At 31.8% G+C, this 22,795-nt stretch carries 19 protein-coding genes; 7 read left to right on the top strand and 12 right to left on the bottom strand.

Annotated features, from left to right (window positions below):
* Window positions 1–133: 133 nt before the first annotated feature.
* The 3 genes from N5D46_RS13580 to N5D46_RS13570 are packed head-to-tail and all read right to left on the bottom strand — an operon-like array spanning window position 134 to window position 2,519.
* Window positions 134–877 carry a hypothetical protein gene (locus N5D46_RS13580; RefSeq protein WP_280050308.1) on the bottom strand — a complete coding sequence of 248 codons (744 nt, stop codon included), beginning with the start codon at window positions 875–877 and terminating at the stop codon, window positions 134–136.
* Between the two features lie 13 nt (window positions 878–890).
* Window positions 891–1,709: a hypothetical protein gene (locus N5D46_RS13575; RefSeq protein WP_280050307.1), complete on the bottom strand. Its 819-nt coding sequence runs from the start codon at window positions 1,707–1,709 to the stop codon at window positions 891–893.
* 6 nt (window positions 1,710–1,715) lie between these two features.
* Entirely contained in the window at window positions 1,716–2,519 is an 804-nt protein-coding gene (locus N5D46_RS13570; protein WP_280050306.1) for a hypothetical protein, read from the bottom strand.
* A gap of 949 nt (window positions 2,520–3,468) precedes the next feature.
* Here N5D46_RS13570 and N5D46_RS13565 point away from each other — a divergent pair.
* Window positions 3,469–4,761 carry a serine hydrolase gene (locus N5D46_RS13565; protein WP_114999787.1) on the top strand — a complete coding sequence of 431 codons (1,293 nt, stop codon included), beginning with the start codon at window positions 3,469–3,471 and terminating at the stop codon, window positions 4,759–4,761.
* A 52-nt stretch (window positions 4,762–4,813) separates the two neighbouring features.
* Here the strand turns inward: N5D46_RS13565 and N5D46_RS13560 are convergent, their stop codons facing one another.
* From N5D46_RS13560 to N5D46_RS13540, 5 genes are all read right to left on the bottom strand, one after another.
* The gene (locus N5D46_RS13560; protein WP_125350542.1) at window positions 4,814–5,635 is read right to left on the bottom strand and encodes a hypothetical protein; all 822 of its coding nucleotides are present in this window, start codon (window positions 5,633–5,635) and stop codon (window positions 4,814–4,816) included.
* A 138-nt stretch (window positions 5,636–5,773) separates the two neighbouring features.
* The gene (locus N5D46_RS13555) at window positions 5,774–8,950 is read right to left on the bottom strand and encodes an efflux RND transporter permease subunit (RefSeq protein ID WP_280050305.1); all 3,177 of its coding nucleotides are present in this window, start codon (window positions 8,948–8,950) and stop codon (window positions 5,774–5,776) included.
* Between the two features lie 13 nt (window positions 8,951–8,963).
* On the bottom strand, window positions 8,964–10,034 hold the full coding sequence (locus tag N5D46_RS13550; RefSeq protein WP_280050304.1) for an efflux RND transporter periplasmic adaptor subunit: 1,071 nt from the start codon (window positions 10,032–10,034) through the stop codon (window positions 8,964–8,966).
* A gap of 13 nt (window positions 10,035–10,047) precedes the next feature.
* Window positions 10,048–11,361 carry a TolC family protein gene (locus N5D46_RS13545; protein ID WP_280050303.1) on the bottom strand — a complete coding sequence of 438 codons (1,314 nt, stop codon included), beginning with the start codon at window positions 11,359–11,361 and terminating at the stop codon, window positions 10,048–10,050.
* 7 nt (window positions 11,362–11,368) lie between these two features.
* Window positions 11,369–11,959, bottom strand: a complete 591-nt coding sequence (locus N5D46_RS13540) for a TetR/AcrR family transcriptional regulator (RefSeq protein ID WP_125350538.1) — start codon at window positions 11,957–11,959, stop codon at window positions 11,369–11,371.
* A 143-nt stretch (window positions 11,960–12,102) separates the two neighbouring features.
* Between N5D46_RS13540 and N5D46_RS13535 the strand changes: the two genes are divergently transcribed.
* The 4 genes from N5D46_RS13535 to dinB all read left to right on the top strand — a co-directional run bounded on the left by N5D46_RS13535 (window position 12,103) and on the right by dinB (window position 17,352).
* Window positions 12,103–13,080, top strand: a complete 978-nt coding sequence (locus N5D46_RS13535; RefSeq protein WP_280050302.1) for a YpdA family putative bacillithiol disulfide reductase — start codon at window positions 12,103–12,105, stop codon at window positions 13,078–13,080.
* Window positions 13,081–13,119: 39 nt separating this feature from the next.
* Window positions 13,120–13,824 (top strand): methyltransferase domain-containing protein, encoded by a 705-nt coding sequence (locus N5D46_RS13530; RefSeq protein ID WP_280050301.1) that lies wholly within the window; start codon window positions 13,120–13,122, stop codon window positions 13,822–13,824.
* A 162-nt stretch (window positions 13,825–13,986) separates the two neighbouring features.
* Window positions 13,987–16,254: a cation:proton antiporter gene (locus N5D46_RS13525; protein WP_280050300.1), complete on the top strand. Its 2,268-nt coding sequence runs from the start codon at window positions 13,987–13,989 to the stop codon at window positions 16,252–16,254.
* Window positions 16,255–16,272: 18 nt separating this feature from the next.
* Window positions 16,273–17,352: a DNA polymerase IV gene (gene dinB, locus N5D46_RS13520; protein ID WP_280050299.1), complete on the top strand. Its 1,080-nt coding sequence runs from the start codon at window positions 16,273–16,275 to the stop codon at window positions 17,350–17,352.
* Window positions 17,353–17,717: 365 nt separating this feature from the next.
* On the opposite strand, the gene N5D46_RS13515 is transcribed toward dinB, so the two are convergent.
* The 3 genes from N5D46_RS13515 to N5D46_RS13505 are packed head-to-tail and all read right to left on the bottom strand — an operon-like array spanning window position 17,718 to window position 20,364.
* Window positions 17,718–18,779 (bottom strand): agmatine deiminase family protein, encoded by a 1,062-nt coding sequence (locus N5D46_RS13515; protein ID WP_125350534.1) that lies wholly within the window; start codon window positions 18,777–18,779, stop codon window positions 17,718–17,720.
* Window positions 18,780–18,781: 2 nt separating this feature from the next.
* Window positions 18,782–19,489, bottom strand: coding sequence for a subclass B1 metallo-beta-lactamase EBR-4 (locus N5D46_RS13510; protein ID WP_114999921.1), 708 nt, complete (start codon window positions 19,487–19,489; stop codon window positions 18,782–18,784).
* Window positions 19,489–20,364 carry a carbon-nitrogen hydrolase gene (locus tag N5D46_RS13505; protein WP_114999920.1) on the bottom strand — a complete coding sequence of 292 codons (876 nt, stop codon included), beginning with the start codon at window positions 20,362–20,364 and terminating at the stop codon, window positions 19,489–19,491. Before N5D46_RS13505 ends, N5D46_RS13510 begins: the two co-directional genes overlap by 1 nt.
* A 262-nt stretch (window positions 20,365–20,626) precedes the next feature.
* Here N5D46_RS13505 and N5D46_RS13500 point away from each other — a divergent pair, with 262 nt between their 5' ends.
* Entirely contained in the window at window positions 20,627–21,271 is a 645-nt protein-coding gene (locus tag N5D46_RS13500) for a DUF5715 family protein (RefSeq protein WP_114999918.1), read from the top strand.
* Window positions 21,272–21,314: 43 nt separating this feature from the next.
* Window positions 21,315–21,896, top strand: a complete 582-nt coding sequence (locus N5D46_RS13495) for a DUF5715 family protein (RefSeq protein WP_280050297.1) — start codon at window positions 21,315–21,317, stop codon at window positions 21,894–21,896.
* On the opposite strand, the gene N5D46_RS13490 is transcribed toward N5D46_RS13495, so the two are convergent.
* Window positions 21,877–22,795 (bottom strand): MFS transporter (locus tag N5D46_RS13490; protein ID WP_280050296.1); only part of this gene is annotated, 919 nt, incomplete at its 5' end. The genes N5D46_RS13495 and N5D46_RS13490 overlap by 20 nt on opposite strands.

Genomic DNA, 22,795 nt, shown 5'->3' with positions numbered 1-22,795 from the left:
TAATGTATTATTCTCTAATAAAGCAATACTAATGATTCAAGATTCATTTTCATAAAAAAAACACTTCTAAAAAATCTAGAAGTGTTTTAAAATAATAGCTGAATAAAAATAAAATTTCATTAAATATTTTAAATTATGGCTTTTCTAAAACTAAAATAACCGAAGAAGTCTTTGCCATTTCGTTATTTAGATTGGTAGTGATAATAGGTTTACCTATATTTAGGGTAGTACCTGTTGGTATATTTCTCTCAGCACATGCAAATTTTATTGTATGCTCACCAAGATCCATATTTAAAAGCGTCGCATTCAAATTCAATGTTCTATAATTACCTTCTCCCGCATTTACAGTACCCAATCGAACAAAATCTAATTTATCATCTAAATATATTCCACAGGCAAAACTACTGTTCTGATTACTTGTTTGTACCAATGTTTGCACAGAAATCGTAACTAAGTTTACTGATTTTGATATTTTAATTTTCTGATTTAAATCCGAAAGCTCTTTCCAATGTGAAGCCATTGCTTGTCCTTTAGTATATGGTACAGCAAGGGTACTTGAACTACTTGTTCCCGGAAAACTTACACCATTAAAGGTTGAATTAGCATAAGATCCGGTCAAAACCATTCCTTCCAAAAAACCCTCAGGTAAATCAAAATTCTTCCAGAAATTGTTATTTAAGGCATTTCCTGAAATTAAATCGCCTTGTTTACCAGCTGTTCCAATTTTTGCATCTGTTCCGTTGAATCTGATTTCTTTGGAAACATTTGTCGTACCATTTATATCCAACGTGGTATGAGGTTTCTCAGTTCCTATTCCTACCTGAGAAAATAAATTTGGACTAATGGCTACTAAAAAGATAAATATCTTATTTTTCATAATTGGTTAATTGTTAGTTATAAACAGGTTCATTATTATTAGGATCTGGTATTTCCAATACTTCTACTCTTAAAGTTGACTGCGCCATAAAATCGTTAATATTTGTATATACCGCCTTTCCTATTCCAAAATCTCCTGTAAATGAATTTATTGATCCTCTTCTTTTACAGGCAACTTTTGCAGTGTATTCCTTTTTAGGTAAATTTTCAGTAGATCCAAGCAAAGTAAATGTATAAAATGGTGCTCTAGATGCTGTAGGTTGATTTAATGTAAATATTCTAACTCCTTTTAATTGATCGTCCACAAATACACCACATGCAAAATCAACCCCTGCATTTGTAGAATTCGAATTAAGATGAACAACTGTTTCAAAGACTAATCCAATTTTATTGACAGAATTATTTACTTTGAATGTTTTTGTTAATCCCGTAATTTCTCCTCCACTACCATTTCCAGCTAAAAAACTAGATAAAGACATATTTTTTGTATACAATGCTCTATTTGTAGTTCCATCAGTAAGTATTAATCCACTTTCTGTATTGGACGCCTCATAGTTTATAAGATAATACGTTTCAGGTTTGAACTCAGGTCGTCTTAAAACTTTCCACGTCGGAGGTTGGTTCGCTCCTTGAGAGACTAATACCGATCCTACTTCTCCTAATTTTCCAATAGTTGTTTCGTCTCCTCCCAAATAGATTTTACTTCTAATCCCTAAATCTCCCTGAACATCCAAAGTCGTTCTTGGTGCATTGGTATTGACACCTACTTGAGCAAATAAAGAAGAACTAATAAATACTAAATTTATTAGTAGTATATTACTGAATATTTTCATACTTAATTATCTTGTCACTTTTACTAATTCGCTCACATCAAATTTCAATACAGATTGTAACATAAAATTATTTGTTACTGCTGAAGCATTCAATGCGCGCCCTATTACTAAATCCACATTAGTACCTGATGTAGAAATTCTTCTACATCCTACTTTCAATGTATGTTCACCGGTAGTTACATCATTTACCGTATAATTTAATGTATAAATAGACTGATTGCTGACTCCTTTACCAGGAATTCCGTCAATTTGGTCCGCTCTTAATGCAACCAAAACATTATCAATAAAAATACCACACATAAATTTTATGTTTTGATTTGCAGAAGTCCCAGTGCTTCCTGATTCAACTCCTGTCTGAAACATAATGTTGACTTTATTTTTTGGATCGTCTACAGTAAATTTTGTGCTTAAATCAGGTGATAATTCTTTCCACTTAGATGAAGTTGAGACTAATAGTTCTCCTAAAGAACTGGTCGCGATGCCATCGTTGCTATTCGTATCAAATAACAGCCCATTCTCACTTGTATTGATAAAACTACTCGTGGTTCTATTTTCACCATTTTCATAAAATCCGACTTTAGCATTTTTCCATAATGGAGCACTCCCATCCCCTTGAGAAACAAGGATGTCATTGTAATTTCCGGCATTACCATCAGTAGTTTTTGAGCCTCCTACCTTAAGTTCTTTTCTAAGCATAATATTTCCATTAACATCAAGAGATGACTGTGGCACCTCTGTACCTATTCCTATTTGAGCAGATACAAGTTTGGACAGAAATAAAAACAAAGAAAAAGCTTTTGTTTTTTTCATATTTAAATTTTAATTGGTTGATAACTACCTTAATAAAAGGTTTTCAAAAGTAAAAATGTATATTTATACATAAAATGATAACCATCATATTAGAATATATTTAACATTTTAATGAATACAAAAACATATAGTTGGGCAATAATATATATACTTTTTGCGCATTTATTAAATATTGAGTTATAATTACTCTATTTGAGAAATATGAAGTTTTTTTTATATTTAACTATAAATCAACACTTAAACTTTACTTAGTGTTTATATAATCTTATTATAATTAAATATCACTTTAATAAACTTATACTCTATTCAAGATTGTAATTTATCCAAAATCTGTTAATTGATACATTATATCAAAAAGATTTACAAAACTAGAACTTGGTATTTACAATATTTATAACTACATACACAATCATATAGTGAAATAATGGATAATACATTTTAATATCAATAATTTATGTTATATAACTTTCCAATTCAAATATAATAATTATTTTCTATCATTAAAGAAATTTTTAAACTTAATATTACTCTCTATTCGAATAAACAATTGATATTTAGCATTATTGACTCGATTTTAGCTTGTAAAGCTAAGTATAGAAAAAGAATGAAGAAAAACGGCATTAAAACTCTCTCGTAAAAAAAAGGTTTGAATGATTTTAGCTCGTTTAAGTAATAAGCAGTAAACTAAAAGTGAAAATAAGAGAAAGAAAATAAATAAAACTTTTTATACAAACATTTTAATTTTTACTACAGAAATGATTAGACGATGATGATTTGCTGATTAAAACAAAGCAACAGCAGGTACTTTGTGGTTAACGACTCGGGAGGAATTTCGCGAAAGCGGAATTATTAGTATACGTTAAAATAAAAAAGTTTAAAATGGTTTTCGTAAATTTGAGAAGCAAGCTTCTCCTCTACTTCATTTATCAACCAAATAGATAGTACAACTATGAAAAAAATATTAGTTTGTTTAATTTTAGTGATGACGCAAATGAGTTATGGACAACAATTTTTGACTGCAGAACAATCGGATCCAAAGAATTTTAATTGGATAAAAGGGTTTCCACCTGCAAAAGAAGATATTTTGTCCGCTATAGATGGTAGCTTTTTTAACTTTCCAGCTTTACGATATAGCGTTTGTCATATGCGCGAATTTTTCCCAACTGTAAATGTCGCTTCGGCACAAGAAAACAGATATACTTGGAAAACTAAATTGGATCAATCCATTGATAATGTGACTTTCACTCCTTTAGAAAGTAAAAAAACTATGACATGGAAAGAATCTTTGCAAAAAAATTATACCGATGGAATTATTGTTTTACACAAAGGTGCTATTGTTTATGAGAATTACTTTGGAGAACTAAACAAAAATGGAACTCATGCCTTGATGTCTGTGAGTAAAACCTTGACAGGAACTTTAGGCGGAATGTTAGTTGCCGAAGGTATTCTAGATGAGAATAAAAAATGTAGTGATTATATTCCTGAATTGAAAACCTCAGCTTTTGGTGATGCTACGATTCGTCAAGTTTTGGATATGACAACTGCTTTGCAATATAGTGAAGATTACAGCGATCCGAATGCTGAAGTGTGGGCTTTTTCGGCTGCTGGAAATCCTTTTCCTAAACCTGCTAATTATAATGGACCTACAAATTATTATGATTATTTGAAAACAGTCAAGAAAAATGGTAAACATGGTGAAGCTTTTGGTTATAAAACGGTGAATACTGATGTGATGGGTTGGATTATTACAAAAGTATTGAATAAACCTTTGGCTCAAATTCTATCTGAAAAATTTTGGGAACCATTGGGAACAAACTTTGATGGATATTACCAGATTGATGGTGCTGGAATTGCTTTTGCAGGAGGTGGTTTTAATGCAAACCTTCGAGATTTAGCGATGTTTGGAGAAATGATAAGAAACAATGGTTACTTTAATAATCATCAAATTTTGCCTAAAAAATTGGTTGAGGAAATCAAAAAAGGAGGAAATCAAAAAGCTTTTGAAAAGGCAAATTATAAACTTCTAAAAGGCTGGAGCTACAAAGATATGTGGTGGGTAACGAATAATGAGCATCAAGCATTTATGGCGCGTGGCGTTCATGGTCAAGCGATTTATGTTGATCCAAAAGCGGAAATGGTTATTGTGCGATTTGCTTCCAATCCGGTTGCATCGAATAGTGCGAACGACCCGTATTCGTTACCAGCTTATCATGCTGTTGCAAAATATTTATTGACTAAATAACAAAAAGCTCAACTAATGTTGAGCTTTTATTTTATATGATAATTTGTTCGAATTAATCTTCTGATTCTTCTACTTCCGATTGTAAGCCTTCTCCAAATTCACTTAAAGCTGAATTTAATGAAATCTCTGTACAATACTTAGATCCTAAATCTAATCCTTTTTGTAAAAACTCTTCCGCTTTTTCCTTTTCTCCTGTAAAATAGTAATACGTATAAAATAATCCGTATCCATCTGGATTTCCTAAATCTAATACACGTTGGGCCAATTGCTGTAACTCTTTATTAGGTTTTAATTTCAACTCTTCTGTTGCACTTAATGTCTCGAAAACACCACCAGATTGTTCAGCAAATTTATAGGCAAAAACTACTTTACAACTTTCATCAAAACCTTCTTTACACAATTTTGCATTTGCAGCTTCATTTTCTTTTAATTTTTTAATTAAACTTTCTTCATCAAAATCAAATAAATAGCTTGCATTATTTTTAAAATTGATATCATAATTCTGAGCCATCCAATTTGCACGTTGTGCTAATTTAGAATCTGATTGAGGTTTATTTTCGAAAGATTTCAAATTTGATTTATACACTTTTTTATCCACCCAATCTGAAATTCCTTTTAATTGATTTTTCTCTTTTTTGAAGATAAAAACCGTTTTTTCGACAAATATTATAACCGAATCATTGCGTTCTGTAAATTCGTAACCAACCTCATCAAATTCACCGATTGTTACTCTTCCTTTTCCATCAAATTTCAATGGATTATATAATTCATCTTTTGCTTTTGTTGTAAAAACGCCTTCTAACGTATTAGTCGCTTGTTGAGCAAAAAGTGCTGACACCATAAAGAATGTTGTCAATAAAAATAGTTTTTTCATTTTTTAGAAAGTCTCAATTAATATTACGCCAAAAATAAACGTTTTAATTCGTCTAAAACTCACTAATTATAGTTAAAAATTAAAAAAGTCGCTCCAAATATAGAGCGACTTCAAGTATTAAATATCTAAAACGAAAGATTACTCTTCCCATTCTTCTTTTATTTGTCGCGCTTCATAATCTGCAACCATTTCTGCTTCATAATCTACTTTTTCTCCTTTTGAGAATCGACGAATTGCACTATCGAATAATGAATAAACCACAGGAACAATAATTAAGGTTAGGAATAATGAGGAAACTAATCCACCGATAATTACCCATGCCAAACCGTTGTTCATCTCTGCTCCTGCTCCTTCTGCTAATGCAATTGGAATCATACCAAAAACCATGGCGATAGTTGTCATTAAAATTGGACGAAGACGTGCATGATTGGCTTGTACCAAAGCATTGTGCGTTGTTTCGCCAGCTTCTTTTCTATGATTTGTAAAATCGACCAATAAAATCGCATTTTTACACACCAAACCAATTAACATAATCATTCCGAGAATCGTGAAGATATTCAACGAATTATTAGTTAAAGCTAAAACCACAAAGACACCAATTAATGATAATGGAATCGAAAACAAAACCACGAAAGGATAAATAAACGAATCATACAAAGCAACCATCACCAAATAAACTAAAATAATTGCTGCTAATAATGCGTAACCTAATGTACCAAAACCTTCGGATTGATTTTCTTCATCTCCACCCCAAACATACGATACACCGGTTGGTTTTTTACTATCAATTTTTTGTAAACTATTTTTGAAATCAGTAACAATATCACCCGTTGTACGACCAACAGATTGCGCTTGCACAGTTACAGAAGGTGTTTTATCACGACGCTCTAAGAAACTTGGTCCAGAACTTTGTGTAACCGTTGCAAATTGATCCAAACGAATTTGTTGTCCTTTATCATTCACAAATATCAAACTACGAACGTCATCGATATTCGAACGATTAAAATCATTGTACTGAATATTAATATCATATTCGTATTCACCCGCTCTAAATTTACCATCTGTATTTCCAGAGAAAGCAGTTTGCATGGTTAAACCAACTGTTTGTAAATTCAATCCTAAAGCAGACATTTTATCACGGTCAACTTGCACATTAATTTCAGGATTTCCGGCTTCTGTCGTTAATTTCACTTCCGAAGAACCCTTAATTTGTTCTAATTCGTGTTTTGCTAATTCAGCAAATTTCATGGCGCTTTCTAAATTTGGACCTGTCACAACCAACGCTATTGGCGCTTGTTCCGCTCCAATCAAACCAACTGGAACAGTTTTAACCTTAGCACCAACTAATTCTTTTTCTAATTCGCGTTTTACTTTTGCCGCATAAATAAATGAATTGTCTTCACGCTCTGATTTATCATTTAAAATAACGTCTATTTCTGCTTTATAAGCTGTTGCTTGTGCTGCTCCAAATCCTTCGGAACTTTGACCAACAGTTGTAATCATATCAACAACTTCTTTTTTATCACGTAAAAACTTTTCTGCTTTTTGCGTCATAAAATTTGATTCCTCTATTGTTGCATCTTTTGGTAACTCTATTTGAACTAGGAATTCACCTTTATCTGTTTTAGGGAAGAATTCACCACCGATATATTTTCCTCCCATTAAAACTCCAATAACTGCAAATAAAACGATAAATACCCCAATAAAAACTCCAATTCTACGAACGGTAGATTTTAAACACCATTCTAACATATCAGAAATGAAGTGGGTAAATTTCATTAATTGTTTTTCGAACCAAAGAATAAATTTCTCAAAAATATTTTTCCCTGTGATATGTTCTAATTTCCCGAAACGAGAAGACAACCAAGGAACAATTGTAAATGACGACAATAAGGATAGTAAGGTTGCGATAACGACTGTCACACAAAACTGTGCAATAATATTCGCCACCAAACCTGTACTCATTGCAATTGGTAAGAATACCACGACAATTACCAATGTAATAGCAGTTACGGTAAATCCAATTTCTTTTGCCCCATCGTATGAAGCTCTAATTTTCGATTTTCCCATTTCCATGTGACGGTAAATATTCTCTAAAACAACGATGGCATCATCCACCAAAATTCCCACTACAAGTGATAAACCAAGTAACGACATCAAGTTTAAGGTATACCCCATTAAGTACATTCCGATAAAAGTCGCAATTAACGATGCTGGAATAGAAACCATTACAATAAAAGCATTACGAATACTATGTAAAAACAAAAGCATTATAATTGCAACTAAAACAACTGCTAAAACTAAATCGAAAATAACGTTATCTGCCGCAGCCAATGTAAAATCAGACGTATCATTTACAATCTGAATTTTAAGTCCTTCTTTCTTATAATCTGTTTCAACTTTTTTGATGGTTTCTTTCATCAATTCAGAAACAGCCACCGCATTTGCATCTGATTGTTTTACAACCTGAACAATAATCGCAGAACTCTGATTAACACGTGCAATTTTTTCTACTTCTTTCTGAGAATCTTGCACAAAAGCAACTTCCGATAAACGAACTTGAATGCCATTATTCGAAGAAATCACTAAATTATTTAATTCATCAACCGATTTATATTTTCCCGAAAGACGAATAATTGTCGAATTTTCACGCGTTTTTACACTTCCTGTTGGGAAATCTAAATTCGATGTCAAAATTGCTTGTTGAACTTGAGGCACAGATAAGCCATAACCTTTCAATTTTAAGGGGTCTATACTAACCTGAATTTCTCTTTCTTGCCCACCAATCAAATTTACTTGTGCTACACCATTTACACGAGATAAAACGGGTTCTATTTTTTTATCTAATAAATCATACAATGCCTTATCTGTTAATTTATCAGAAGTAACACCAGCTGTAATAATAGGTAAATCACTTAAAGAAAACTTTGTTAAAGAAGGAGGATCTACATCATCTGGTAAATCTTTCTCGATTGCATTTATTTTACGTTGAGCATCATTTAAAGCTAAATCTGCATCTGCTCCGGCATTTAAAGTAACAGATACAACAGATAAACTTTCATATGATTTTGATTCAACTTTTTTTACATTTTCCAATGCTGCAACAGCATCTTCAATCTTTTTGGTAACAGAATTTTCAACTTCGTTTGGAGAAGCTCCAGGATATACTGTTGAAATTGTTACAACATTTGTTTCGAATTTTGGGATTAATTCATATCCCATTTGCGTATAACTAAACAATCCTCCTAAAATCAATATCGTGAATAACACGATAATCATCGATGGACGTTTAATTGATATTTCTGCTATTTTCATGGAAAAACTACTCTTATTTTACAACTTTCACTTTCGTTCCATCTTTCAGATTAATCTGACCACTTGTTACGATTTCAGCTCCATCTTTTAATCCGCTGATAATTTCAACTTCAGTTCCAACCGTTTTCCCAATCACAACTTTCGTTAATTTTGCTGTATTATTTTCAACCACGAAAACTTGTCCAGAACTAATTCCGTTCACAAAAGCATTCGCAGGAACAACCAATACATTTTTCCCTGCATTTACATCATCTTTTGTCGAGAAAACCGCCGTTCCGTACATACCAGCTTTTAAACCTGAATTATTCGAAACCTGAATTTCCACAGGGAAATTTAATGAAGCATCTGCTTTAGGCGCGATAAAAGAAATTTTTCCTGCAAATTCTTGATCTGGAAAAACACTCGCCAACACTTTGATTGTTTGACCAACTTTAAGATTGACAACCTCAGCTTCTGTTACTGTAACTTGTAATTTTAATTTTGATACATTAACAATATCAAACATTTGAGAACCTGGTGCTACAACAGATCCTGGCTCAATGTAACGTTTGTTGATTACACCAGAAATTGTAGCTTTTACATTCGTATCACGCACACGTAAATTTTGCGCAGAAACCGCTGCTCTTGCATTTTTTAATTGCAAACGCGAATTATCCAATTGTTGCTTTGTTACACCGCCTGTTTTATACGCATTTTCGTAACGTTGATTATCAACAATTGCATTTTGAAGATTATTTTGTGCTTGCGTAACATCAACTTCAATCGCATCTTTTTTGATTGTCGCCAATGTTTGACCAACAGAAACATAACTCCCTTCATCAACCAAAACACGTACAATTCGACCAGAAATTTCTGAAGGAAAACTCATTTCCTGAAATGGCGCAAACGTTCCGTTTGACGTATAATCTGTATTTAAGCTTTCGTATTTTGCTTTAATTGTATTTACCACAACCTCATCGTTACTAGCATTTACAATCGCAACTTCCTCTTCTTGTTTCGCTTTATTATTTTTGATAATGTAAATTGCACCACCAATCAAACCGGCTGCAATTAATATATAAAGTAAAGTTTTTACTGATTTCATAAAATCGGTTCTATTATTGAATTAATGTTTTTAAATCTCCTTTTGCTTTGATTAATGCGATTTCGGCAATTTTATATTCTAATAAAGCATTTGAGTAATTATTTCGAGCATCTGTCAACGCATTTTCAGCATCTAAAATTTCTGTCAAATTTGCCAAACCTTGTTGGTAATTATTTTGTGTATTTGATAAAACTTTCTCTGCCAAACTCACGTTTTCTTCTTGAATATCGACACTTTTCAACGCATTTTCAATTTGTGCTTTTGCATTTTGATATTCTAAACTCAAACCAAGTTTTGTGTCATTCATTTGTTCTTCGATATCCAACAAATCAATTTCTGCTTGATTAATTTTTGCTTTTGTAGCTCCACCAGAAAAAATCGGAACTTTAACACTCAAACCAATCGAAGCCAAATCTGACCAGATGTAACTTTTCGAAGTAATAAATTTTTCACCAAAACCTTGCAATCCATAATTTCCAGCTAAACCAACAGTTGGATATAAATTTGCACGCTCCGCTTCTTTAGCAAAACCTAACAATTCTTTTTGTTTTGATAAAACTTTAAATTCGGTTCTATTTTCAACATCTATTTGATCTTCCAACAAAACTAAATTTGGCGTAATTGTTTCTTCTGTTAAATTAATTGGTTGCTCAATTGGATAACCCATGTAGAATTTCAATGCATTTTTGTTAATTTCAACTGCATTTACCAACTGTTGACGCGAAGAAGAAATATTATTTAATTGCACAACAATTCGATCCAAATCAATTGGTTTTGCCAAACCATTATCGACTAAACTTTTGATTACATTTCGAACTTTATTTGTGTTTTCGTAACTTTTTTCAATCGTTTTTAATTTTTCTTCTTGAATAAAAACTTGATAATACGCATTTGCTACACGCTCAATAATTTGTTCGTCTGTTAAATCTGCATTCACCTGATAGAATTCGCGTGTTGTTTTCGCCGCTTTCAAACCTGTAAAAACACGTTGATCGAACAATGTTTGATTTACCGTAACGCCTAAACTCGAATACCATGGTTGTCCCATTTTAATCACAGTTGTTTGTCCTCCCATCGTCAAAGCCATTTCTTGTACAATTGGATTATATTGCAAACCTGCATTGGCATTTACTTGAGGCAAAGCTCCTGCTCTGGCTTCATCAATTTTGTATTCGGCTTTTTTGATTGCCAAATCTGCGCGTTTTGCATCTGCTTTGTTTTCTAACGCAAAATTTACTGCATCTTTAAGTGCAATAATTTCTTGCGCATTTGCAGAACTCATCAACGCTACAATCGCTATAGAAAGTAATTGTTTTAACCTTTTCATTTATATATTAATTATTAAAAAGTGTATTGAGAATAATTTCTTTTCGATCAGAAAGAATACGTTTGAAATCTTCGTCGCTCAATTTCAAATCCAATTGAAGTAGCGGACGAATTGTAAATGGATAATTAACCAATGAAATCATGTTTAACAAAAACTGAAGTGGCTCCATCTTTTTAATCGTTCCTTTTTCCATTTCTTCCTCTAATCTTTCGTAAAAAACATTTACAACTACATCTAAATCATCTTTCATTAACTTAGAACACATTGTATTATTTTTATTCATTTCGGTAACGATGTAAGTTTCCAAATATGGATACTTGATTGATGTTGCAATAGAATCCTCTATAAATTCGCCAATTATTTCTTTGATATCACGATTTCTATCAAAAATAGCACGCGATTTTTCATTACTTACTCGCGTAGCTTCTTCGTAAATAATACTAATTAAATTGTTTCGCGATCTGAAATAATAATTAATCAACGTTCTATTCACTTTCGCTTCATCAGCTATTTCTTGCGTTGTTGCATGAAATCTACCTTCACCAAAAAACATTCTTTTCGCTGTTTCTTTGATCAATTCTTCTGTATCGTCTTTCATATCTGTGCGGCTTTTTTATTTTGACAAAATTGTCAAACAAAATTATTAATATATTTCGTTAATCCAAATAGTTAAACATTATTTTTATAAAAATTGGTGAAAATCATAAAGATTACCGAACTGATTATCCGTAAATTTGCTTGATGAAAGAACAATATGATTTGATAATTGTAGGTGCTGGACCAATTGGTTTGGCTTGTGCAATAGAAGCGAAAAGAAACAATCTTTCTTATTTAATTATTGAAAAAGGTGCTTTGACAAATAGTTTGTACAACTATCCTTTGTATATGACATTTTTTTCGACTGCCGAACGATTAGAAATTGGAGAAATTCCATTCAATTGTATTGCGCCAAAACCTGGTCGACAGGAGGCGTTAGAATATTATCGAAATATTCATAAATATTTTAAATTTAATCTTAATCTTTACGAAGAAGTTGAAGTTATTAATAAAGTTGAAGCAAATCATTTTGAGATTAAAACCTCAAAAAATAATTATTCAGCTAAAAATGTAGTCCTTGCAACTGGTTTTTATGATATTCCAAATTTGATGAATATCGAAGGAGAAGATTTACCAAAAGTTCATCATTATTATAAAGAAGCGCATCCGTATTCTTTTCAGAATGTGGTAGTTGTTGGCGCGAATAATTCTTCTGTTGATGCGGCTTTAGAATGTTATCGAAAAGGTGCAAATGTAACAATGGTGATTCGCGGAGAAAGTTTTACGCATCGACTAAAATATTGGGTTCGTCCTGATATCGAAAATCGAATTGCAGAAGGAAGTATCAAAGCTTATTTCAACTCGAATATTACTTCTATTGACGAAAATCAAGTTCATATCAAAACACCAGAAGGTGATATTTCAATTGAAAATGATACCGTTTTAGCTTTAACTGGTTATCATCCAAATTTCAATTTTTTGGAGAACTGTGGAATAACCTTCAGTGATGATGAATTGAAAACGCCAACTTATAATCCCGAAACAATGGAAACAAATGTGGATGGTTTATATTTGGCAGGCGTTGTTTGTGGTGGTATGTTGACAAATATTTGGTTTATTGAAAATTCGCGCGTACATGCACAGCAAATTGTTGAGGCAATTTTAGCAAAAAATAATAAATAAAAGTTTCTGTATTAATCAGAAAATAAAAATAAAAATAACATGAAAGACCTTTTCGGACAGGCAATTTTAGATTATCAAACCAATCATTCGCCCGAAGATCTCTATACCGAAACATCAATTTCAGAGTTAGATGTGATGCCAATTGATTATCTTTTTCGAGAGTATGATGACATGCCTCCTCTAGAGCAAAAAGCACTTGATTTGTCAAAAGGAAAAATATTGGATGTTGGTTGTGGAGCAGGTTCTCATTCACTTTATTTGCAAGAAAAAAGTTCAGATGTTTTAGCGATTGATATTTCTCCAAAAGCGATTGAAGCTTGTTTGTTGAGAGGAATCAACAATGCAAAAGTTCAGAATTTCCTTGAAATCAATGATGCTGAGAAATATGACACGATTCTATTTTTGATGAACGGAACTGGAATTTTTCAGAATTTAGTTTTAATCAATGTTTTCTTGGATAAAATCAAAAATTTATTAACCGAAAATGGTCAAGTTTTGATTGATGGAACCGACATTATTTATATGTTTGATGAAGACGAAGATGGTGGAAAATGGATTCCAAGTAATGGAAATTACTACGGTGAATTAGATTTTACGGTTCATTATAAAGGCGAGCAAGAAGAACCTATTCAATGGTTGTATTTGGATTTTGACACACTAAAAAATGCGTGCGAATATCATCAACTAAAATGTACAAAAATAAAAACCGAAGGAGATTCTTATTTAGCAAAAATTACTTTGTAAAATATCGTTTCGATAATAAAATACAAACTCATTAGTTCATTAGAATTAGTGAGTTTTTTTTTATTCTCAAACAAAATTGATAATGATATAAAGTTAATCAATAGTTGAACAATTAATTATCTTTTAAAAAATTCTTAAATTAGTGGAGATTAAACGCAATTTATGGAAGAACACTTGCCAAAACTCATTACCGATCTTGGATTAATTCTATGTGTAGGCGCTGTGACGACGCTTATTTTCAAACGCATCAACCAACCTCTTGTTTTAGGTTATATTATTGCTGGTTTTTTGGTTGGACCGCATTTCGAATATATTCCGTCCGTTGCAGAAGAACATAATGTGGAGATTTGGGCGAAGATTGGTGTTATATTTTTGCTTTTTAGTCTTGGTCTCGAATTTAGTTTCAAAAAATTACTCAATGTTGGTGGTTCTGCCTCCATCACTGCGATTGTCGAAATCATTTGTATTGTAACCGTTGGTTATTTTGTTGGTCGATTTATGAATTGGTCGACAATGGATAGTATTTTCCTCGGCGGTTTATTAGCCAGTTCTTCTACAACCATTATTATTAGGGCGTTTGATGAATTAGGTTTAAAACGAAAAAAATTCGCGAATGTCGTTTTCGGAATTTTAATTGTAGAAGATATTGTGGTCATTTTATTAATGGTTATGCTTTCTACAATGGCGGTTAGCCAGCATTTTAACGGAGCAGAAATGATTAATTCTTTCGTTAAATTAGGGTTCTTTTTGGCGGTATGGTTTATTGGAGGAATCTTTATTATTCCAACTTTTCTACGTTCTATCAAAAATTATTTAGATGATGAAACCTTATTAATTATCTCAATTGGATTATGTCTTGGAATGGTTTACATTGCTGATAGCGCAGGTTTTTCGATAGAATTAGGTGCTTTTGTAATGGGTTCTATTTTAGCTGAAACTGTTTATGCCGAAAAAATTGAACATAATTTTCAATCTGTAAAAAATCTGTTCGCAACAATTTTCTTTATTTCTATTGGAATGATGATCGATCCCGTTTCGATGTATGAACACAAATGGGCAATTTTGATTGTGACCTTGTTGACGATTTTCGGAAAGTTAATTTTTACCACTTTAGGTGCTATAATTTCAGGACAACCGCTAAAACAATCCGTACAAGTAGGAATGAGTATGGCACAAATTGGTGAATTTGCTTTCATCGTTGCTGGTTTAGGACTTTCTCTTGGTGTAACAAGCGACTTCTTGTTTCCTGTTGCAGTCGGTGTTTCAGCAATTACAACATTTACAACACCTTATTTAATTAAATCATCGGACAAAGTTTATACTTTATTGGAAAAAATTCTTCCGCAAAAATTCATTCAAGGTGTTGAAAATTATTCATTTGATACTCAACATATTCAAAATGAAAATAAATGGAATAAAATCATCAAACAAACCGTTTCGACAATTTTTATCAATGGAATAATCATTATCGCAATCACATTGATTATCAGAAGCTACGTTTTATTCTTATTAACCGATTGGTTTACCTATTTTGGCGCAAGTTTGGTCAGCATTATATTGACGTTTATATTGTGTATTCCATTTATTTGGGCAATTATTGGAAATCGACCAAAAAGAGAAATTATCAGAGAATTTTGGGATGAGTCTAATTACAATCGCGCACCAATTATTGCAATTATCTCCATACGTTTAACTATAGTTGTATTTACTGTAATTTTTATTTATAATCAATTTTTTTCAAGCACAATTGCCTCAATTGTTTTAGTTATTGGATTATTGATTACAATGTATTTTCTTTCAAAATATTTCAATCAGTTTTACAATTATATTCAAACAAAATTTATTTATAACTTAAATGAACGTGAAATTTTGACTAAAAAAATTGAAGAGAAAAAGAAACAAGATAAATTTCAATATACTTGGGATAACACGCATATTTCGGATATGATTGTTCCTCAAAATGCCAATTTTATTGGTGTTCCTTTGGGTGAATTGGATTGGCGAACAAAATTTCAGATAAATATTGCGTATATCAAACGTGGCGATCGAATTATTCAGACTCCAAATTCTGAATCTGTTTTATATCCTTTCGATAAAATTGGAATCATTGGAACGGATGAACATATTCAACGATTTGAGAAATATTTGCAAATTATTGGCGAAACTCCTCCAGAAAATACAGATCTTAAAAATACAGATAATTTTACGTTAGATAAAGTAGTTATTCCGAATGATTTTTGTGTTTTGGAACATAAATCAATTGGTTGGGTAAAAGATACGGCAAAAGGAATTGTGGTTTCGATAGAGCGCAATGGAAAAATGATTCACAATCCTGATCGAAATGTACCCATTGAATTGGGCGATTATTTGACAATTGTTGCCGATAAGAAAAACTTAAAAAACTTTATTCAGGAGTATCATTTAAAATAAAGCGAGTAATTTTGCAAGATGCAGCGTAAGATTATTCACATCGATATGGACGCTTTTTATGCTTCTGTTGAACAACGAGATTTCCCCGAATTAAGAGGGAAATGTATTGCTGTTGGCGGAAATGAAGAACGTGGTGTGATTGCTACCGCTAGTTACGAAGCTAGAAAATATGGCGTCGGATCTGCAATGTCTTCTGTTGTTGCAAAACGTAAATGTCCACATTTGATATTTGTAAAACCTCGATTTCAAGTTTATAAAGAAGTTTCGAATCAAATTCGTGAAATATTTCTTGAATATACTGATTTGGTTGAACCTTTATCTTTGGATGAAGCTTTTTTGGATGTAACAATTAACCATAAAAACATCGAAATTGCAACGGATATAGCAAACGAAATCAAACAAAAAATAAAAGAACGAACAGATTTGACTGCTTCTGCAGGTGTTTCTTTCAATAAATTTTTAGCTAAAATTGCTTCGGATTATAACAAACCTGATGGACTTTATGTGATAACACCTAAAATGTCTGAAAATTTTATTGATCAATTACCAATCAAAAAATTTCATGGAATTGGAAAAGTAACTGCAGAACGTATGCAAATGATGGGCATTCATACAGGTTTGGACTTGAAAAACCTAGAATTAGAAAAACTGTTACGGGAATTCGGGAAATCAGGTAAATACTATTACAATATTGTTAGAGGATTAGATTTTAGAGAGGTCAATCCTACTCGATTGCGAAAATCATCTGGTTCTGAAACAACTTTTAGCAAAGATTTAGAAACATTAGAAGAAATGCAAATCGCTTTATTTCCACTGATGGAAGATGTTTGGAACTTTTCCTTAAAAACATCAATTTATGGAAGAACAATAACTGTAAAAATAAAACACAATGATTTTTCGGTAACTACGAAAAGTAAATCAGCATCTTTTCCCGTTAAAAATAGAGACCTTTTTGATCTTATTTGTTATGATTTATTAAGTGAAGGTTACTCCTTAGAAAAACCAATTCGACTATTAGGTGTCTCAATTTCTAATTTATCCAATAATCAAAAAAAATTCGGAACTCAACTAGAAATTCCATTTAGAGAAACTATATAAATTCTTCAATACAATTTAAAAATTCCGAAACAACAAAATACAAAATATTGATTTACATATATTTAACAATATTTTAAATCTATACATTTTATTTTCTTATTAGATATATTAAATTGTTTTTTTTCTTAGTTATAGACATTTTGAAGATACATAAATGTTTTTCATTCTATATTTATGACGTTTGTACCAACAAACAACATCGTTTGTAACACTTTTAAGATTACTAACCAACAACCAAACTAAAAAGCTATTTTGATAATCTAACCAGTTTATCAAAACAACCTAAACCGATATTACTTATCTAAACCAAATTAAAAAAGCTGAGCAGGTTGCTCAGCTTTTTTGTTGTTTTATATTAAAAAAAACTAAATCTTAGGTTCTTGTTGACTCAAACAATGGAAAGATCCTAGTCCCCAAATAATATCTGTAGAATCAATTCCTACAACTTTACGATCGGGGAAACATTTCTGAATAATATCCAAAGCAATCGCATCTTTTGCACAACGATAAGTTGGTACAATGACAGATTTATTCGCAATATAAAAATTTGCATAAGAAGCAGGTAAACGCTCACCTTCGCAATAAACTGCATCCGGCATTGGCAATTCGATAATGTTTAATGGACGTTCATCTTCCAATTTCATTTCTTGTAATTGTCGAAGATTCACTTGTAACAATTCGTAATTATCATCCGATTCATCTGTTTCAACAACTGTCAAAACTGTATCTTCATTTACAAAACGAATTGTATCATCAATGTGTCCATCCGTATCATCACCAACAATTCCGTCTTCTACCCAAAGAATTTGCGAAACGCCGTAATAATTTCTTAAAAATTCTTCTATTTGTTCTTGTGAATAATCTGGATTACGATTTTCATTCAGTAAACAAGATTTTGATGTCATCAACGTATCTTTTCCATTAAATTCGACCGAACCTCCTTCCATAATAATTCCAGGATGAAAAACAGGAAGATTAAATTCTGCACCAATTCTTGTTGGCACAACATCGTCATTTTCAAAAGGTGGATATTTTCCTCCCCACGCATTGAATCCCCAATCAACAATAACTTTTGGGTTATCAGGATTGTTTTTATTCAATAAAAATGCAGGACCATGATCGCGACACCATGCATCATTTGTTTCATTAAAATAAAACTCAACTTGTGACAAATCTGCATCCGTTTTATCGATAAAAGACAACGCAAACACTTTCATTTCTTCATCTTTCACATTAATACGAACCTTTTCACCTTTCGATAATTCAGCAATAAATTCAGCATAAGCTGGATAAATTAACTGAATACGATCTGGCCAAGATTCTTCTTTGTGCGGCCAAGACAACCATGTTGCTTCGTGTTCTTCCCATTCGGCAGGAAATCTATATCCTAAATCTTTTGGGAATTTTGATGTATCTATAGTGTTCAATTTTATTTCTTTTCTAAAAGTTTAAACGTATTTTCGATATGTCCAGTAACTTTCCAATTATCATGACCTGGAATAACTTGTTTAATTTTTGGATGTTTTGTAACTAATTTCTGTACTGTTTTTGGCCATTCAGTAACATTTGCTTCACCTGTGTAACCTAAATTTACAGCGTCAGCACCTTTTATCAAACAACCTCCATTCAGCACTTTATATTTTGGAAACCAAACCACAACATTATCAGAAGTATGTCCTTCACCAAAATATTCAACAACAAATTTTTCATTACCAAATTTGTATGTTTTTCCTAATTCAATCTCAAATTTCGAAGTCGCTTTTCCTTCTTTTTTTAATTTAGAATTGGTTAAAGAAGTTGCATAAGTAGGAATATTCAAATCATTATAAAAACTTAAATCTCCTGCTCTATCATCATGCGAATGTGTTGCAAACACAGCGATAACTGGCAAATTATACTTTTCTTGCAACATATCATTTAATTCTTGATATTGCGATTTCTGCCAAGGAACATCAAACAAAACGATTCCTTTATTCGTTACCAAATACATTCCATTTGCATTATACTCAACTCCATTAAACGAATTGAATGTTTGATAAACAAATAAATTGTTATTAATCGGATCAATCTGAATTGGTTTTATTTGACCAAATGCAAAACTTCCTATCAATGCTATAAGTGAAAATAATTTCTTCATTAATCCTCGTCTATAAAACGTTTTGTAATTGGTTGATAAGAATCGATGCGGCGATCTCTTAAGAAAGGCCAGTGTTTACGGAAGAAATCAGATTCGTTCAAATCCAATTCAACCACTTCTGTTTCCTCTTTATCATGCGTTGCTAAGTACAACAATTTTCCCTGCGCATTTGTCGCAAAAGAGCCTCCCCAGAACTTCATTGCTCCATCTTGCTCAAAACCAACACGATTTACAGAAATAACCGGAACTCCATTCGCAACCGCATGTGAACGCTGAATTGTTTGCCAAGCATTGTATTGATCTTGATTTGTTTCTTCGTCTTGCGTCGTATCCCAACCAATCGCAGTAGGATAAAATAAAATTTCTGCTCCCATCAATGCTGTTATACGAGAAGCTTCTGGATACCACTGATCCCAACAAATTAACACTCCAATTTTTCCAAATTTAGTATCAAAAACTTTGTAACCTAAATCACCTGGAGTAAAATAGAATTTTTCATAAAACGCAGGATCATCTGGGATATGCATTTTGCGATATTTTCCTAAATATTGTCCATCAGCATCTAAAATAGCGGTTGTATTGTGATATAAACCTTGCGCACGTTTTTCGAATAATGAAGCGATAATTACCACTCCCAATTCTTTAGCTACAACTGATAACGCATCTGTTGATGGTCCAGGAATTGCTTCTGCTAAGTCGAAATTATCGTAATCTTCTACGTCACAGAAATATAATGAGGTAAACAATTCTTGCAAACACACAATTTGAGCGCCTTTTGCAGCTGCTACTTTTACTTGCTCTATTGCTTTGTTTAAATTTTCTTGTTTGTTATTAGTACAAGTCATTTGTACCATTCCAACTTTAACTTTTGCCATTTTATAAATAGGTCTAAAAATAAAAATGAATAATAATTACAAAAATAGCGAATTTAGTAGGATTTAATCTATTAGAATTTATATTTAAGAATATTTTATGTTTCAAATGTGATGAAATTTAAATTTCTATCAATCTATCTAGCAATGCTATTTTGAGAACAGATTTAAGAAAATTTTAAAAAAAGTTTACCTAAATATTATAATTTTTAACAAGTCTTTATTAAATTGTAACTTCTAATTTTGTCGCGTAATAATTTAAAACATGAAAAAATTAATTGCCCTTTCTTGTCTTTTTAGCGGAATATTTATTTCAGCTCAAAGTCAAGAAAGTTACATTTTAGCAGAAAATTCTGCCTCTTCATCCACTTCTATCTCTACAAAAAAAGTAACTTATGACGATCATTTAATGGCAGCAGAATCATTCAACATTCCAATCGTGAAGAGTTTTGATGATATTGAAGGTTTAGTTGCTACAAAAAAATTAGTTGCAATTCCTGAAGAAGGAAATGGGTACACAATTGAGAAATTAACACACAGTAAAGCATTCTTAAATAACAGAGCAAAAACTGTGTTGGAACGAATTGCTTCAAAATTTCTGGACGAAAACAATGCTACAATTACTGTAACTTCGCTTACCCGTTCTGAAGAAAGTCAAGCAAGTTTAAGACGAGTAAATAGCAATGCAGCAAAAGGCGAAAGTTCTCATAACTATGGTGCTTCTTTTGATTTGTCGTATACAAAATTCAATAATAAATATACGTATAGCAAAACTCATCGTGATAATTTAGAAGCGATTTTAAAACAATTGCAAGAAGACGGTAAAATTTACTATATCAAAGAATATAGACAACACTGTTTTCATGTAACGGTTCGTAATCCCGATCAATTTAAATCAACAACAATGTAATATATAAAAGTTCTTTTCTATTTTTGCAGAAGAGAATTGAATCATGAAACAATTTTTAACAACTTTTTTTATTTGCTCTTCTTTATTCGGTTACGCTCAATCGCGAGTTGTTATAGAGCCTTCTAAAGAATATGTTCAGCATTTGAATGCCGCAAAATCTCATAAACTTGAGCTAATTGATGGTGATAAAAAGTTGAACAAATACATCAATCAAGGTAAATTGGTTAAAATAAAACAACGTGGTTATGGTTGGCGAGTTGGTGATTTAACACATAGTCATTCGTATCTTATTCCAAAAGGTCGAGATATTTTGACAAGTATTTCAAGAGATTTTGTAAAAGCAACAGGTCAAAATTTTTTCGTTGTTACATCAATGACACGAACGCTACATGATCAAAATCGTTTGAGAGGAATTAATAAAAATGCTTCTTCTAATGATAGTTCACATAATTTTGGTGCTGCTTTTGATATTTCTTATGTTAGGTTTAATCATAAAATTAGACCTGATTCTAAACTAGAAAAAGAGTTAGAACAAGTGCTAAAAAATTATGTTAGAACAGGTAAAATTTACTACGTAAAAGAATCTAAAATTAGATGTTTTCATATTATCGTTCGGAATTATTAAATTCTGAACGATTTTTTTTTGTTTGTAAATAATAACTATACAATAATCCTATAAACACAAACAAACTACAAAAACCAAATAAGTTTGACATTCCAAACAAACTGATAACACCACCAATTAGAGGACCTGTAATTCCCAATGAGATATCAATAAACAAGCCATACGCAGCTAAAGCAGCTCCTTTACTATTATCTGAAACCAAAGCAACAGCCTCTACTCCCATCGCAGGAAAAACCAATGAAAAACCAATTCCTGTAATACCTGCACCAATAAGAGCGATAAAAGAATTCGGAGCACTAAAAAGAATTAATAAACCTATCGTTTCGACTATCATGCAAATAATTCCAACTTTTAATCCTCCTAATGTATTAATTGAACTATTAAAAAATAATCGTCCTGCAATAAACAATAAACTGAAAACACTTAAACATAAAGCTGCATTCGACCAACTATAAAAGTCGTAGTAAAGTGTTATAAAATTGGAAATTCCTCCAAATCCAAGACCTGCAAGTGCTAAACAAATTCCAAAAGGAGCAACTGTTTTCAATACACTTATAAATGGTTGCGGAACTTTTGAAACTGCAGTTAATATATTCTCTTTATTTCTAGCTAAAAAATAACCTATAATCGCACAAACAATACTAAACAAACCAATAAAACCAAGTCCAAAATATTGATTCAAAATCACCCCCAATGGTGCTCCAATTGCCAATGCACCATAACTAGCAACACCATTATAAGAGATCGCTTTCGCTGTATGTTCTTGACCAATTTTTAAAATTGCCCAGTTTATTGGACTTCCACCTACCATTCCTTCTGCTGCACCAGTAACCAATCTCGCAAATACAAGAATAGCTAATGACAGAAAATGATTGTTTCTTGTAAAGTAACAAAAGTAT

The sequence above is a fragment of the Empedobacter sp. GD03865 genome (assembly GCF_029840775.1).
GTDB lineage: Bacteria > Bacteroidota > Bacteroidia > Flavobacteriales > Weeksellaceae > Empedobacter > Empedobacter falsenii_B.
The sequence above is the reverse complement of the archived record's forward strand: the minus strand, read 5'-3'. Positions and strand labels throughout refer to the sequence as shown.

Excerpts from the sequence above, each read along its gene's own strand:
- N5D46_RS13580 (WP_280050308.1), bottom strand. The coding sequence starts at position 877 with ATGAAAAATAAGATATTTATCTTTTTAGTAGCCATTAGTCCAAATTTA.
- N5D46_RS13575 (WP_280050307.1), bottom strand. The coding sequence starts at position 1,709 with ATGAAAATATTCAGTAATATACTACTAATAAATTTAGTATTTATTAGT.
- N5D46_RS13570 (WP_280050306.1), bottom strand. The coding sequence starts at position 2,519 with ATGAAAAAAACAAAAGCTTTTTCTTTGTTTTTATTTCTGTCCAAACTT.
- N5D46_RS13565 (WP_114999787.1), top strand. The coding sequence starts at position 3,469 with ATGAAAAAAATATTAGTTTGTTTAATTTTAGTGATGACGCAAATGAGT.
- N5D46_RS13560 (WP_125350542.1), bottom strand. The coding sequence starts at position 5,635 with ATGAAAAAACTATTTTTATTGACAACATTCTTTATGGTGTCAGCACTT.
- N5D46_RS13555 (WP_280050305.1), bottom strand. The coding sequence starts at position 8,950 with ATGAAAATAGCAGAAATATCAATTAAACGTCCATCGATGATTATCGTG.
- N5D46_RS13550 (WP_280050304.1), bottom strand. The coding sequence starts at position 10,034 with ATGAAATCAGTAAAAACTTTACTTTATATATTAATTGCAGCCGGTTTG.
- N5D46_RS13545 (WP_280050303.1), bottom strand. The coding sequence starts at position 11,361 with ATGAAAAGGTTAAAACAATTACTTTCTATAGCGATTGTAGCGTTGATG.
- N5D46_RS13540 (WP_125350538.1), bottom strand. The coding sequence starts at position 11,959 with ATGAAAGACGATACAGAAGAATTGATCAAAGAAACAGCGAAAAGAATG.
- N5D46_RS13535 (WP_280050302.1), top strand. The coding sequence starts at position 12,103 with ATGAAAGAACAATATGATTTGATAATTGTAGGTGCTGGACCAATTGGT.
- N5D46_RS13530 (WP_280050301.1), top strand. The coding sequence starts at position 13,120 with ATGAAAGACCTTTTCGGACAGGCAATTTTAGATTATCAAACCAATCAT.
- N5D46_RS13525 (WP_280050300.1), top strand. The coding sequence starts at position 13,987 with ATGGAAGAACACTTGCCAAAACTCATTACCGATCTTGGATTAATTCTA.
- dinB (WP_280050299.1), top strand. The coding sequence starts at position 16,273 with ATGCAGCGTAAGATTATTCACATCGATATGGACGCTTTTTATGCTTCT.
- N5D46_RS13510 (WP_114999921.1), bottom strand. The coding sequence starts at position 19,489 with ATGAAGAAATTATTTTCACTTATAGCATTGATAGGAAGTTTTGCATTT.
- N5D46_RS13505 (WP_114999920.1), bottom strand. The coding sequence starts at position 20,364 with ATGGCAAAAGTTAAAGTTGGAATGGTACAAATGACTTGTACTAATAAC.
- N5D46_RS13500 (WP_114999918.1), top strand. The coding sequence starts at position 20,627 with ATGAAAAAATTAATTGCCCTTTCTTGTCTTTTTAGCGGAATATTTATT.
- N5D46_RS13495 (WP_280050297.1), top strand. The coding sequence starts at position 21,315 with ATGAAACAATTTTTAACAACTTTTTTTATTTGCTCTTCTTTATTCGGT.